This window comes from Pseudonocardia kunmingensis (assembly GCF_006716445.1).
GTDB classification, from domain to species: Bacteria; Actinomycetota; Actinomycetes; order Mycobacteriales; family Pseudonocardiaceae; genus Pseudonocardia; species Pseudonocardia kunmingensis.
Genome location: NZ_VFPA01000001.1, coordinates 1,289,778 through 1,302,319, shown reverse-complemented (window position 1 = coordinate 1,302,319; position 12,542 = coordinate 1,289,778). Strand labels below are relative to the sequence as shown.

Annotated in this window: 15 protein-coding genes; 10 read left to right on the top strand and 5 right to left on the bottom strand. The window is 75.3% G+C overall.

All coding sequences use genetic code 11. The features are described from left to right. The first annotated feature begins 30 nt into the window (after nt 1-30). Nucleotides 31-864 carry a phosphatidate cytidylyltransferase gene (locus FB558_RS06230; protein ID WP_142053765.1) on the top strand — a complete coding sequence of 278 codons (834 nt, stop codon included), beginning with the start codon at nt 31-33 and terminating at the stop codon, nt 862-864. Further along, nucleotides 861-1,595: a class I SAM-dependent methyltransferase gene (locus FB558_RS06225; RefSeq protein WP_246106272.1), complete on the top strand. Its 735-nt coding sequence runs from the start codon at nt 861-863 to the stop codon at nt 1,593-1,595. Before FB558_RS06230 ends, FB558_RS06225 begins: the two co-directional genes overlap by 4 nt. On the opposite strand, the gene FB558_RS06220 is transcribed toward FB558_RS06225, so the two are convergent. Next, nucleotides 1,582-1,998: a Rieske (2Fe-2S) protein gene (locus FB558_RS06220; protein WP_142048974.1), complete on the bottom strand. Its 417-nt coding sequence runs from the start codon at nt 1,996-1,998 to the stop codon at nt 1,582-1,584. The two genes, FB558_RS06225 and FB558_RS06220, sit on opposite strands and share 14 nt — an antisense overlap. Before the next feature lie 114 nt (nt 1,999-2,112). On the opposite strand from FB558_RS06220, the gene FB558_RS06215 reads away from it, so the two are divergent. From FB558_RS06215 to rlmN, 3 genes are all read left to right on the top strand, one after another. Continuing rightward, nucleotides 2,113-2,643: a hypothetical protein gene (locus FB558_RS06215; protein ID WP_142048972.1), complete on the top strand. Its 531-nt coding sequence runs from the start codon at nt 2,113-2,115 to the stop codon at nt 2,641-2,643. A 90-nt stretch (nt 2,644-2,733) separates the two neighbouring features. Then, nucleotides 2,734-3,864 carry a hypothetical protein gene (locus FB558_RS06210; RefSeq protein ID WP_142048970.1) on the top strand — a complete coding sequence of 377 codons (1,131 nt, stop codon included), beginning with the start codon at nt 2,734-2,736 and terminating at the stop codon, nt 3,862-3,864. Further along, nucleotides 3,861-4,967, top strand: coding sequence for a dual-specificity RNA methyltransferase RlmN (gene rlmN / locus FB558_RS06205; RefSeq protein WP_142048968.1), 1,107 nt, complete (start codon nt 3,861-3,863; stop codon nt 4,965-4,967). Before FB558_RS06210 ends, rlmN begins: the two co-directional genes overlap by 4 nt. On the opposite strand, the gene FB558_RS06200 is transcribed toward rlmN, so the two are convergent. Next, nucleotides 4,943-6,172 carry an MFS transporter gene (locus tag FB558_RS06200; protein ID WP_170231201.1) on the bottom strand — a complete coding sequence of 410 codons (1,230 nt, stop codon included), beginning with the start codon at nt 6,170-6,172 and terminating at the stop codon, nt 4,943-4,945. The two genes, rlmN and FB558_RS06200, sit on opposite strands and share 25 nt — an antisense overlap. An 88-nt stretch (nt 6,173-6,260) precedes the next feature. Here FB558_RS06200 and FB558_RS06195 point away from each other — a divergent pair, with 88 nt between their 5' ends. Both FB558_RS06195 and FB558_RS06190 read left to right on the top strand, forming a co-directional pair. Then, nucleotides 6,261-6,623 carry a YciI family protein gene (locus tag FB558_RS06195; RefSeq protein ID WP_342787350.1) on the top strand — a complete coding sequence of 121 codons (363 nt, stop codon included), beginning with the start codon at nt 6,261-6,263 and terminating at the stop codon, nt 6,621-6,623. An 11-nt stretch (nt 6,624-6,634) separates the two neighbouring features. Beyond that, the gene (locus FB558_RS06190; protein ID WP_142048962.1) at nt 6,635-7,891 is read left to right on the top strand and encodes an RNA polymerase sigma factor; all 1,257 of its coding nucleotides are present in this window, start codon (nt 6,635-6,637) and stop codon (nt 7,889-7,891) included. Between the two features lie 30 nt (nt 7,892-7,921). Here the strand turns inward: FB558_RS06190 and FB558_RS06185 are convergent, their stop codons facing one another. Continuing rightward, entirely contained in the window at nt 7,922-8,998 is a 1,077-nt protein-coding gene (locus tag FB558_RS06185) for an ATP-dependent DNA ligase (RefSeq protein WP_142048960.1), read from the bottom strand. A gap of 59 nt (nt 8,999-9,057) precedes the next feature. Here FB558_RS06185 and FB558_RS06180 point away from each other — a divergent pair, with 59 nt between their 5' ends. From FB558_RS06180 to mug, 3 genes are all read left to right on the top strand, one after another. Continuing rightward, the gene (locus tag FB558_RS06180) at nt 9,058-9,597 is read left to right on the top strand and encodes a MarR family winged helix-turn-helix transcriptional regulator (protein WP_142048958.1); all 540 of its coding nucleotides are present in this window, start codon (nt 9,058-9,060) and stop codon (nt 9,595-9,597) included. After that, nucleotides 9,590-10,423: a DMT family transporter gene (locus FB558_RS06175; protein ID WP_142048957.1), complete on the top strand. Its 834-nt coding sequence runs from the start codon at nt 9,590-9,592 to the stop codon at nt 10,421-10,423. Before FB558_RS06180 ends, FB558_RS06175 begins: the two co-directional genes overlap by 8 nt. 127 nt (nt 10,424-10,550) lie before the next feature. Then, nucleotides 10,551-11,147 (top strand): G/U mismatch-specific DNA glycosylase, encoded by a 597-nt coding sequence (gene mug, locus FB558_RS06170; protein WP_142048955.1) that lies wholly within the window; start codon nt 10,551-10,553, stop codon nt 11,145-11,147. A 93-nt stretch (nt 11,148-11,240) separates the two neighbouring features. Here the strand turns inward: mug and FB558_RS06165 are convergent, their stop codons facing one another. Together FB558_RS06165 and FB558_RS06160 are read right to left on the bottom strand one after the other, a co-directional pair. After that, nucleotides 11,241-12,212, bottom strand: coding sequence for a DNA polymerase domain-containing protein (locus FB558_RS06165; RefSeq protein ID WP_142048953.1), 972 nt, complete (start codon nt 12,210-12,212; stop codon nt 11,241-11,243). A gap of 7 nt (nt 12,213-12,219) precedes the next feature. Then, entirely contained in the window at nt 12,220-12,486 is a 267-nt protein-coding gene (locus FB558_RS06160; protein WP_142048951.1) for a DUF2631 domain-containing protein, read from the bottom strand. Nucleotides 12,487-12,542: the final 56 nt, after the last annotated feature.

The following is a 12,542-nucleotide window of genomic DNA, read 5'->3' as shown; positions in this document are numbered from 1 at the left end:
ACCGCCTCGTCCTCCTCGCACGCCGCGGCGATGGTGCCCCCTCCGGCCCGCCGCCCGTCCCGTGCGGGCCGCGACCTGGTCGCGGCGATCGCCGTCGGCGTGGGGCTGGGCGTCGTCATCCTGGCGTCGTTGCTGGTCGAGCGGCACCTGTTCGTCGGCGTGCTGGCGCTCTCCACCGCCGTCGCCACCTGGGAGCTCGCCGGTGCCCTGCGCCGCGGCGCCGGGATCGAGGTCCCGCTGCCGATCCTGCTCGTCGGCGGCCAGGCGATGATCTGGTCGTCCTGGCCGTTCGGGCTGCAGGGCCTGGGTGCGGCGTTCGCGCTCACCGCGCTCGCGGTGCTGCTCTGGCGGATGCGCGCCGGCGCCGCGCACTACGTGCGGGACGCCACCGCGGGGCTGTTCACGGCCGCGTACGTCCCGTTGTTCTGCTCGTTCGCGGTGCTGATGCTGGTGGCCGAGGACGGGCTGGGCCGCGTGCTCACGTTCATGCTCTGCGGTGTCGCCTCGGACGTCGGGGGCTACGCGGCGGGCGTGCTGCTGGGTAGGCACCCGATGGCGCCGACGATCAGCCCGAAGAAGTCGTGGGAGGGCTTCGGCGGGTCGCAGCTGGTCGGCATGGTCGCGGGTGCGCTGTGCGTGCACTTCCTGCTCGGCGGCGCGTGGTGGGCCGGTGCGCTCACCGGCGCCCTGCTCGTCACCTGCGCCACGCTGGGCGACCTGATCGAGTCGATGGTCAAGCGGGACCTCGGCATCAAGGACATGAGCACCCTCCTCCCCGGTCACGGTGGCCTGCTGGACCGGCTGGACTCGTTGCTGCCCACCGCCGTGGTGGCCTGGGTCCTGCTGAGCATCGTCGTCCCGTGATCGAGAGGTTCCGCCGCGTCGTCGCGGCCGAGCCGGATCCGGCGATCCCCAGCCCGAACATCTGGAACTGGCCCGACGTCTACGAGCGCGAGAACCGCGCGCAGGACGCCGAGGGGGCGATCTGGGCCGCGCTGCGCGAGGCCGCGCCCTGGGCCGGCCGGGACGTGCTCGACGTGGGGTGCGGTGACGGCTTCCACCTGCCGGTGTTCGCCGCCGAGGCGGCGTCGGTGGTCGGGGTGGAGCCGCACGCCCCGCTGGCGCAGCGGGCGCGCGAGCGGGTGGGAGCGCAGGCGCGGGTGTTCACGGCAGGGGCGGCCGCCCTGCCGCTGCCGGACGCGAGCGTTGACCTCGTGCACGCCCGCACCGCCTACTTCTTCGGCCCGGGGTGCGAGCCGGGGCTGGCGGAGGCTCAGCGCGTGCTGCGGCCGGGTGGTGCGCTCGCGATCGTGGACCTGGACGCCACCGCGGCGCCCTACGGTCGCTGGATGCGGGCGGACCTGCCGCGCTACGACCCGGCCCGCGTGGAGGCGTTCTTCGCGCGGGCGGGCTTCTCCATGCGCCGGGTGCCCACGATGTGGCGCTTCCCGGACCGGGCCACGCTCGAGGCCGTGCTGCGGATCGAGTTCTCCCGCGGCGTGGCCGAACGCGCGATCGCCGGGACCACCGGGATCGAGCTCCCCGTGCGCTACCGGCTGCACGTCCGCCGGAAGGACCCGGTCAGGCCAGGCTGATCTCGCCGTTCGTGACGGTGATGGCCCGGCTCTGGAGCGGTGCCTCCGCCGGGCCCTGTTGCACGCTGCCGTCCAGGCCGAACGTGCTGCCGTGGCACGGGCAGACGATGCTGGTGCCCTCCACCGACGACACCGCGCAGCCCTGGTGCGGGCAGGCGGTGGAGAAGGCGGCGTAGGTGCCCGCGCTGGGCTGGGTGACCACCACACCGGCGGCGTCGAAGATCTGGGCGCTGCCGACCGGGACGTCGGCGGCGGGGCCGACCGGCGTGCCCGCGGCGGCGTCGGCGGGTGCGGTGGGCGGCGGAGCGGTCGAGCACCCCGTGGCGAGCAGGCCGGCTCCGACGGCGGCGACACCGGCGCCGGTGACGACGGTGCGACGGGTCAGGGGAGCGGGGTCGGCCATCGCAGGACTCCTCGTGGTGGCGGGCGGGAGCGGGGGATCGTCGCAGACCCTCGCAGACCGGGCGTGGGGCGGGCGTGGGGATCCGGCGAGCCGCTCCTCGCTACCGTGGGGAGCATGCGTGCGACCCGGGTGCCCTACCTCGAGCCGATCGTCGGCGCGGCGTGGTGGACGGTCGGTGCGGCCGCGCTCGACGGCGGCCCCGGCACCGTCGTGCTGGCCGCGGGCCTCGGGCTGACCGCCGTGCTGGTGATGGCCCTGCGCAGCAGGCACGGAGCGGTCGAGCCCCTCCCGCACCGCGGCCGGGGCCGGTTCCTGCGGTTGCTGGGCATCACCGCGGCGCTGGTCGCGGTCACCGGAACGGTGCTCTCCAGCCTGTCGTGGGGGGAGCTCACGGTGCCGGTGGTGGCCGCCGTCGTGGGAATCGCGGTGCTGATGCTGTCGTCGCAGCTGGACGAGCGGTCGCTGGTCGCGCTCGGGGGCGCGCTGATGGTGCTCGGGGCGGCGGGGGCGCTGCTCGCGCTCGACTCGGCGGGGAAGCTGTACCCGCAGGGCGTCGTCGGGCTCGTCGCGGGCGCGCTGTTCTGGCTGACGAGCGCGCACCGCACCGGGCTGCTGGCCGAGGCGCACCACCGGGTCCGCCGCTGACCGCCGCCCGGCCCTCGTCCCCCCGCCGGGGGAGGAGCTTCCCCCGGCACCGGGAGGATCATGCGCCGAGATCGGCGGATCGTTCCCGGCATGGAGATCACGAACTGGGGCGACACCCGGAGGGGCGTCGCCGGCCGAGCGGTCCTCGCCGCCGCATGGTCCGCGCTCACGATCGCGCTCGGCCTGTGGTGGTGGCTGCGGCCGGGTAGCTACCCGTTCGCGCCGGTCGCGGGGGAGCCGAGGGGAACGCTGCTCGACGTCGTCCCCGCGGCCGCCGTGCCGCCGGTGCTCGTCGGGGCCGGGCTCGTCGGGCTGGGGGGCGCCGCGCTCGCCGGGAAGGGCCGGGCGCGCGGTGCGGTCGTGGTGATCGCTGCCGTGTGGGTGGTGGTGTTCGGGCTCGCGGTGCCGGGGGTGGCGCCGCTGACGCTCACCGGCTACGCGATGGCGATGCTCGGGCCGCCCGTGCTGTTCGCCACGGTGCTCGCCGGTGCGTGGCGGTGGCGCGGCGGACCGGCGGCCGTCGCGGTGTTCGTGCTGGTGGGTGTGCTCGCGTGGAGCACGGGGATCGCCGACGCCGGGGTGCTGGGCCGCTACTGGGTGGTCGTCACCGGCACCCTGGAGAAGACCGTGCCGCCCGCGATCATGCTGTTCTTCCTGGTCGGCGCCCTGGTGTGGGCCGCGCTCGGCGTCCGGGCGGTGCAGCGGGGCGGCGACCCGGCACCGGGGTGGACCCGCCCGGAGGCGGCGGCGCGCTGGGGGAGGGCCGCGGTGGTCGTCGCGGCGGCCTGCGCCCTGCCCTACGGCCTGCACCGGCTGACCTGGCTCACCCCGTGGCCGGTGGGCGTGGACGCCGCGGAGCTGGCCGCCCATCCCGAGATGCGGTTGCACGGCCTGCTCCTCGGGGGTGCCGCGCTGGCGGGAGCGGTGCTGACGACGGGGCTCGTGGCCCGGTGGGGCGAGGTGTGGCCGCGCTGGATGCCGGTGGTGCGGGGACGGCGGGTCCCGCTCGCGGCGGCCGTCGTGCCCGGCACGTTCGTGGCGGCGCTGTTCACCGTGGCGGCGGTGCCGATGGCGCTGATATCCATCCGCTCCGGTGAGCTGTGGGCGCTGCTGGTGTTCCCGTTCCCGGTGTGGGGGCCGGCGCTGGGGCTGGCCGTGCTGGGCTACGTGCTGCGGCGTCGGGGGGAGTCGGCGCGACCTGGCACAATCGGGGGGTCATGACTTCCCTCCCGCTCGTGTTCGACGCGCCGCGGCGCGCCCAGCCGCCGCGCCACCTCGCCGATCTCGACCCGGCCGACCGCCGGGCCGCGATCGGCGAGCTCGGCCTGCCCGGGTTCCGCGCCGACCAGCTCGCCCGCCACTACTACGGCCGGTTCACCGCCGACGTCGACGCGATGACCGACCTGCCCGCGGCGGCGCGCGACACGCTGCGCGAGCTGCTGCCGCCGCTGGTCACCCCGGTGCTCGAGCAGGAGTGCGACGACGGCACCACCCGCAAGACGCTGTGGAAGGGCCACGACGGCACCCGCGCCGAGTCGGTGCTGATGGGCTACCCGGACCGCGCCACGGTCTGCGTGTCCAGCCAGGCCGGCTGCGGGATGGCCTGCCCGTTCTGCGCCACCGGGCAGGGCGGGCTGCAGCGCAACCTGTCCACCGGCGAGATCGTGGAGCAGGTCCGGCAGGCGGCCGCCGCGGCCCGGGACGGCGCGCTCGGCGCGCCCACGCGGCTGTCCAACGTCGTGTTCATGGGCATGGGCGAGCCGCTCGCCAACTACAAGCGCGTGGTCGCGGCCGTCCGGCGGATCACGTCGCCGTCGCCGGACGGGCTCGGGATCTCCGCGCGCGGCGTCACCGTCTCGACGGTCGGGCTGGTGCCGGCGATCGACCGGCTCGCCGCGGAGGGGCTGCCGGTCACGCTCGCGGTGTCGCTGCACACCCCCGACGACGAGCTGCGCGACACGCTCGTGCCGGTGAACAACCGCTGGAAGGTCGGCGAGGTGCTGGACGCGGCCCGGCGCTACGCGAAGACCACCGGGCGGCGGGTGTCGATCGAGTACGCGCTCATCCGCGACGTCAACGACCACCCGTGGCGGGCCGACCTGCTCGGGAAGCTGCTGCGGCAGCACGTCGGCACCGCGCGCGTGCACGTCAACCTCATCCCGCTCAACCCCACACCGGGTAGCCAGTGGGACGCCTCGCCGCGGCGGGTGCAGGACGAGTTCGTCGCGCGCGTGCAGGCCGCGGGCGTCGCCTGCACCGTGCGCGACACCCGCGGCCGCGAGATCGCGGCGGCGTGCGGTCAGCTGGCGGCGTCGCAGGTCTGAGCGGCGCCACCGCGCAGCGCCGTCGCGACGAGCAGGCCACCGCTCGCCGCCGCGAACGCGGTGACCAGGAAGCCGGACGCGTGCACGCCCTGCTGCTCGGTGAGCAGCCCGATGCCCAGCGCGACCGGCAGGAACACGAGCCAGGTGAGCGTGCTGACGCCGGACGCGACCCCGGCCCGCACGGTGGACGGCACGGCGTCGTGCAGCAGCCGCGCCACGTGGATGCCCGCGGCCACGACCAGCAGGGCGAGCAGCACCTGCGCGACCGCCACGACGACGACGTGGCTGCTGGTGCTCAGCGCGACGCCGGCCAGCACCATCAGCGCGGCGGCCACCGCCGCGGCGCGCGGCCGTCCGAGGGGGAAGCGGCCTGCGACCAGCCCACCGAGCCCCAGCGCGGAGACGACGCCCGCCCAGTACGGCCCGTACAGCGCGGCCGGCGCGGCCAGCGCCACCAGCCACAGCGGCCCGAACTCGAGGACCACCTGCAGGACCAGCCCGGCGAGCACCGACAGGGTGACGATCGGCAGCAGCCGCCCGCGCCGGGCGAGCGCCCGGTAGGTGAGCGCGAGGTGCGCGCGCAGCGGGGTCGGCTCGGCGGGCCGGTGCAGCGTCGGTTCGGTGAACCGCAGCAGCGCGACGATCGACAGGACCGCGACCGGCACGGTCAGCAGGTAGGTGGCGCGCGTGCCCAGCAGCGCGGCCAGCCCGCCGCCCAGCAGCGAGCTGAGGACCATCGCGGCGCTGTTCACAAGGCGGGAGTGCCCGAGCTGCCGCTCGAACGCCGCGCTGTCGCCGGTCTCCTCGAGCACGGTGTCGTAGACGACGGAGTCCAGCGTGCCGGAGCTCATCGCGAAGAACACGCCGAGCACGAGTGCGCTCAGGACGTAGGTGGGCACGTCGTGGCTGAGCCCGCCGAACAGCGCGCTCACCGTGAGCGCCGCGCTGGACACCACGAGCACACCGCGCCGGCTCCACCGGTCGGCGAGGATCCCGGAGGGCACCTCGAGCAGCGGCACGACCGCTGCGTAGGCCGCGGCCATCAGGCCGATGCTCGCGGCGGTGAAGCCGATCTCGTTCATGAACAGCTTCTCCACCGGCACCCAGAAGGCGAACCCCTGCAGGAACACGGCGATGTGCAGGGGGAGCAGGCGGGACCGCAGCCGGGACCCGTTCGAGGGTGTCGATGCGGTGGTGGTGGTCATGGGAGGCTCCTCGTTCCGGTTCGGTGACGCGGGGACATCGGAGCCGCTGCGGCGTCCTCGACATCGGGAGGGGAGACCCGTGAAGTTCATGCTGATGATCTGGCGCAACCCGGCGAACTGGGACGCGCTGACGCCTGCCGAGCAGGAGGCGCTCGGCGGGCGGGCCGGCGCGGAGCACGCGGCGATCGACGCCGACCTGCTGCGTTCCGGGGAGCTCGTGCTGTCGGCCGCGCTGGAGGACGCAGGCACGGCCCGTACGGTCCGGGTGCGCGACGGGGTCGTCAGCACCGACGGCCCGTACGCGGAGGCCAAGGAGCACCTCGTGGGCTACTACCTGGTGGAGTGCGCGAGCCCCGACCGGGCGGCCGAGATCGCCGCCCGGATCCCGGACGCCCGGTGGGACCGGGTCGAGATCCGGGAGGCCGTCGACGTCGCCGGCCGCGGGTTCTGAGGGCCGTCGTGGTGGGCGACGACGTCGGCGCCCTGCTGCGTGAGCTCGCGCCGCAGGTGCTCGCGGCGCTCGTGCGCCACCACGGTCGCTTCGACGCGTGCGAGGACGCCGTCCAGGAAGCGCTGCTCGCGGCCGCGGTGCAGTGGGGTGAGAACGGCGTCCCGGAGAGCCCCCGCGGCTGGTTGATCACGGTGGCCGCGCGCCGGCTCACCGACCAGCTGCGCAGCGACGCGGCCCGGCGGCGGCGCGAGGAGATCGACGCCGCGCGGCTCCCGTCCGAGGCGCGGGTGTCGCCGGCCGCGGACGCCGTACGGCCCGCCGCCGACGACGCCCTCACCCTGCTGTTCCTGTGCTGCCACCCGACGCTGTCGCCACCGTCCCAGGTCGCCCTGACGCTGCGCGCCGTCGGCGGGCTCACGACCGCCGAGATCGCCCGTGCCTTCCTCACGCCGGAGGCCACGATGGCGCAGCGCATCAGCCGGGCGAAACAGCAGATCAAGGCTGCGGGCGGCCGGTTCGCGCCGCCCGCGCCCGCCGAGCGCCCGCAGCGGCTGGGCGCGGTGCTGCACGTGCTCTACCTCGTCTTCAACGAGGGCTACCTCGCGACGTCGGGCCCGGACGTGCACCGCGGCGAGCTGACCGGCGAGGCCATCCGACTCGCCCGCCAGGTGCGGCGCCTCCTGCCCGACGACGGCGAGGTGGCCGGGCTCCTGGCTCTGATGCTGCTCACGGAGGCCCGGCGGGCCGCGCGGACCCGGGACGACGGCAGCGTCGTCCCGCTCGCCGAGCAGGACCGCGGCCGGTGGGACCGGGCGGCGATCAGCGAGGGCACGGCCCTGCTCACCGACGTGTTGAACCGGACGCCGATCGGCCCGTACCAGATCCAGGCGGCGATCGCGGCCGTGCACAGCGAGGCCGACCGCGCCGAGAACACCGACTGGGCGCAGATCCTCGCGCTGTACGACCTGCTCGTCCGGTTCGAGCCCGGCCCGGTGCCGCAGCTCAACCGCGCGGTCGCGGTGGCGATGGTGCGTGGCCCGCGCGCCGGCCTCGACCTGCTGGAGGAGCTCGAACGCGACCGCAAGCTCGCCGGGCACCACCGCCTGCACGCCGTGCGGGCCCACCTGCTGGAGCTCCACGGCGACCGCGAGGCCGCGCGGACGGCGTTCGAGGCTGCCGCCCGCCGGACCGCGAGCCGGCCCGAGCAGCGCTACCTGCGTGCCCGGGCGAGCAGGCTGGCCGGTGCCGAGGGCCCCTCGACACCGTAGGACCCGCCACAGCGGCCCCGGCGCGCCGGGTCAGGTGCGGGTCGCCGCCGTGAGCACGTCGGCCAGGTCGAACTCCACCGGCCGCTCCAGCTGCTCGTACGTGCAGGACGCCGGCTCGCGGTCCGGGCGCCAGCGCACGAACTGCGCGGTGTGGCGGAACCGGTCGCCCTCCATGTAGTCGTAGCGGACCTCGACCACGCGCTCCGGGCGCAGCGGCACGAACGACAGGTCCTTGCCCGCGTTCCAGCGGCTCGTCTCGTTCTTGCGCGGGGTCCGCTCGCCCTGCATGTGGGCGGCCCAGTCCCACGGGTGGCCCTCGAACGTGGTGACCAGCGGCTGCAGCTCGGTGAGCAGGGCGCGGCGGGTGGCCATCGGGAACGCGCCGACGACGCCGATCGAGTTCAGCACCCCGCGGTCGTCGTAGAGGCCCAGCAGCAGCGAGCCGAGGGCGTCCGGGCCGGACTTGTGCACCCGGTAGCCGGCCACCACGCAGTCGGCCGTGCGCTCGTGCTTGATCTTGCTCATGACGCGCTTGTCGGGCTGGTAGCGCAGGTCGAGCTTCTTGGCGATGAGCCCGTCCAGCCCGGCGCCCTCGAACTGCTCGAACCACCGCCGTGCCGTGTCGAGGTCGCGGGTGACCGGCGTGAGGTGGATCGGCGGCGCGACGTTCCCGAACGCCTCCTCCAGCAGCGCACGGCGCTCCTCGAGGGGCCGCTCGGTGAGGTCGTCGTCGCCGAGGGCGAGCAGGTCGAAGGCGATGAAGCTCGCCGGCGTCTGCTCGGACAGCAGTGTCACGCGGCTCGCGGCGGGGTGGATGCGCTGCTGCAGGGCGTCGAAGTCGAGGGTGTTGCGGGCGGTGTCGGCGACCACGATCTCCCCGTCGACGACCGCGCGGTCCGGGAAGTTCGCCCTGATCGCGTCCACGACCTCGGGGAAGTACCGGGTCATCGGGCGCTCGTTGCGGCTGCCGATCTCGACCTCGTCGCCGTCGCGGAAGACGATCGAGCGGAAGCCGTCCCACTTCGGCTCGTACATCTGGCCCGCCGGGATGTTCGCGATCGGCTTGGCCAGCATCGGCGCGACGGGCGGCATGACGGGGAGGCGCACGAGGGCCAGTCTGCTCGTTCCGGGCTGCGCTGTCAGGTGGTCCGTGTTATGCATGAGTCATGCATGACGAACGCAGGACCGCGAACCTGCTCGGAGCGGCCGCGCTGGCCGTCACCGACCTCGTCCTGGCCGGGGCCACCGCGGCCGCCGGCACCAGCGGGAGCGGCGCGGCGGCCCTCGTCGTGCTGGGCGCGGATCCGGGGATCAGCGTCACCGAGCTGGGGCGCCGGGTCGGGCTGACGCAGTCCGCCGCCGCACGGATGGTCGACGCGCTGGAAGCACGCGGGCTCGTCGAGCGCCGCCCGACGCTGGGCAGGTGGGTGGCCGTGCACCCCACCGACGCCGGGCGCGCGGCGTCGGCGGACCTGCTGGACGCGCGCGGCGGCCGGCTCACCGCGCTCGTCGGCACCCTCACGCCCGCCGAGCAGGAGTCGCTCGCCGCCGTGCTGGAGCGCCTGCTGGGGGCCGTCTACGGCGAGGTCGGCAGCTCGGAGCGGGTGTGCCGGCTGTGCGACCGGCCCACGTGCACCGAGGCGGGCGCGATCTGCCCGGTGGGGCAGGCCGAGCGCGACGACGAGCGGGGTGTGGACGATGGGTGAGGCGCTCGCGCTCGGCGCGGCGCTCTGCTTCGGGATCACCGACTTCGTCAGCGCGCTGCTCGCCCGCCGCGTGCACAGCGCCGCCGTCGCGCTCGTGGCGCAGCTCGGCGGGACCGCGCTGATCCTGGTGGCGGCACTGCTCGTGCCGGCACCCGCGGTGACGGCGGGCGCGCTCGGCTGGGGCGCGCTGTCCGGCGTCGGCACCGGGATCGGCATCGCGTTCCTGTTCCGCGGGATGGGCACCGGGCAGCTCTCGGTGGTGGTGCCGCTCAGCGATGTCGGCGGCGTCGTGCTGCCGGTACTCGTCGGTGTGACGCTCCTGGGGGAGCGGCCCTCGGTGCTCGCGTGGCTGGGGATCGCCGCCGCGGCGCCCGCGCTCTGGTTGATCACCCGGGTCGGGTGCGGCCGTCCGACGGCCGCCGGGAGCGCGGACGGCCTGGTGTCCGGGCTGGGGTTCGCGCTGCAGTTCGTCGCGCTCGTGCCGGTGGACCCGGCCGCAGGGCTCTGGCCGCTCGTCGCGAGCCGCGTCGCGTCGGTCGTCACGATCCTGCCGGTGCTGCGCGCCGCCCGCGCCTCGCTGCGGATGCCGCGGCGGCTCGCGCTCGCGGCCGTGGCCAGCGGGGCGGTCGGCACCCTCGCGATCGCCTGCTACACCCTCGCCACGCGGCAGCAGCTGCTCGCCGTGGCGGTGGTGCTGACCGCGCTCTACCCGGTGGTGCCGGTGCTGCTCGGCCTCACGGTGCTGCGCGAGCGGCTCACGGCGGCGCAGACGGCCGGGCTGGGGCTCGCGGGCGCGGCGGTGGGGCTGATCGCGGTGGCCGCGTGAGCGGGACCGGACCCGCGGCGGAGGCTCTCGAGCTGATCGACGCCATTGCCGTGGACGCCATGGGTCTGGTGGACGCCCGGGAGACCCGTGGGGTCGACGTCGACCGTGGTCACGAGAGCATGAGGGCGTGCCCCGCTTCACCCGAGCCGAGCTGGAGGCCGCCCGCGACCGCCTCCTCGACGACGTGCTGCCGGGCTCCGGCGACCCACCGCTGCGCGTGCTGTTCTGCGGCATCAACCCCGGCCTCGTGTCCGCGGTGACCGGGCACCACTTCGCCCGCCCGGGCAACCGGTTCTGGCCCGCCCTGCACGGCGCCGGGTTCACGCCCCGGCTGCTGCGGCCCGCCGAGCAGGGGGAGCTGCGCGGCCTCGGGCTGGGCATCACGAACATGGCACCCCGCGCGACGGCCCGCGCCGACGAGCTGACGCCGGCCGAGCTGGTGGCGGGCGGGCAGCGGCTGCGCGGTCTGGTGGCGGCGCGCCGGCCTGCCTGGCTGGCGGTCGTGGGGGTGACGGCGTACCGGACCGCGTTCCGCGCGCCCCGTGCCGCCGTCGGGCCGCAGGGGGAGCGGTGGGGCGACACCGCGGTGTGGGCGCTGCCCAACCCGAGCGGCCTCAACGCCCACTGGCAGCTGCCCGCGATGACCGCCGAGTACGCCCGCCTGCGCGCGGCCGCCGGACTGCGCGACGCCCGCGGCCCGGAAGCCGGGCCGCCCGGCGGCTGAGGCGCGACCGCACACACCGGAGCCCGGCCGCACACACGGTCGGCGCTGTGTGCGGCCTCGCCAGGGTGTGTGCGGCGGTGCTCCGAGGCGCGCTCAGGCGTCGAGGTCCTGGGCTTCCTCGGCGTCGGGCGGGCTCTCGGCGCCCTCGCGGGCGTCGCGGTCGGCCCACTCGAGCAGCTCGTCGATCAGGAACACGTGCTCGTCGATGCCGGCGTGCAGGTCGCCGAGCTCGGCGAAGCGGGCGGGGACGGTGGCGATGGTGAAGTCGCGCGGGTCGGCGTCGTCGACCTCGTCCCAGCGGATGGGGGTGGAGACGATCGCCTCGGGCACCCCCCGCACGGAGTAGGCGCTGCGGATCGTGTGGTCGCGGGCGTTCTGGTTGTAGTCCACGAAGATCGACTTCGGGTCGCGGTCCTTGCGCCACCACGTCAGGTCGACCAGGTCGCAGCGGCGGCCCACCTCGCGGGCGAAGGCGTGCGCGGCGCGCCGGACGTCGGCGAAGCCGTGGTCGGGCGGGATCCGCACGTAGATGTGCATGCCCTTGCCGCCGGACGTCTTCGGCCAGCCGGTGGCGCCGAGCTCGTCGAGCACCTCGTGGGCGACGTGGGCGACGCGCCGGACGTCGGCGTAGCCGGCCTCGGGCATCGGGTCGATGTCGATGCGCCACTCGTCGGGCTTCTCGGTGTCGGCCCGCCGGGAGTTCCACGGGTGGAACTCGACGGTGGACATCTGCACCGCCCAGACGACGTCGGCCGGGTGCTGGACGCACAGCTCGTCGGCGGTGCGGTTCCAGCGGGGGAAGTGGATGCGCACGGTCTGCACCCAGTCGGGCGCGCCCTTGGGCAGCCGCTTCTGGTGCACCTTCTCCCCGGTGACGCCGGTGGGGAAGCGGTGCAGCATGCACGGGCGGTCGCGCAGGGCGCGCACGATGCCGTCGGAGACCGCGAGGTAGTACCGCGCCAGGTCGAGCTTGGTCTCCCCGCGCGCCGGGAAGTACACCCGGTCGGGGCTGCTCAGCCGGACGACGCGGTCGCCGACCTCCAGCTCGACGGCGGAACCCGCCATGGCGGACTCAGCGCCGCCAGGCGGTGCGCTTGCGGGCCGAGTGCATGACCAGCCCGATCGCCATCAGGATCGCGAGCCCGGTGAGCCAGACGTTCGCGGTGTTGTTGACGAGGTTGTTGTTCGTGAAGTTGAACAGCAGCAGGATCACGACGACGACCCACCCGGCGATCACCGAACCGCGGGGGAAGCTGCCGTGCCAGCCCCACTCCGCCGACGGCTCGTCGCGCGGATCGACAGCGGGACGCTGCGCCAGCTCTCGGGTGTTCCTCGCCACCGAATCCTCCTGATCGACCGGATGTGGGCCTCATCCTCGCACAACGCGGCGACGAG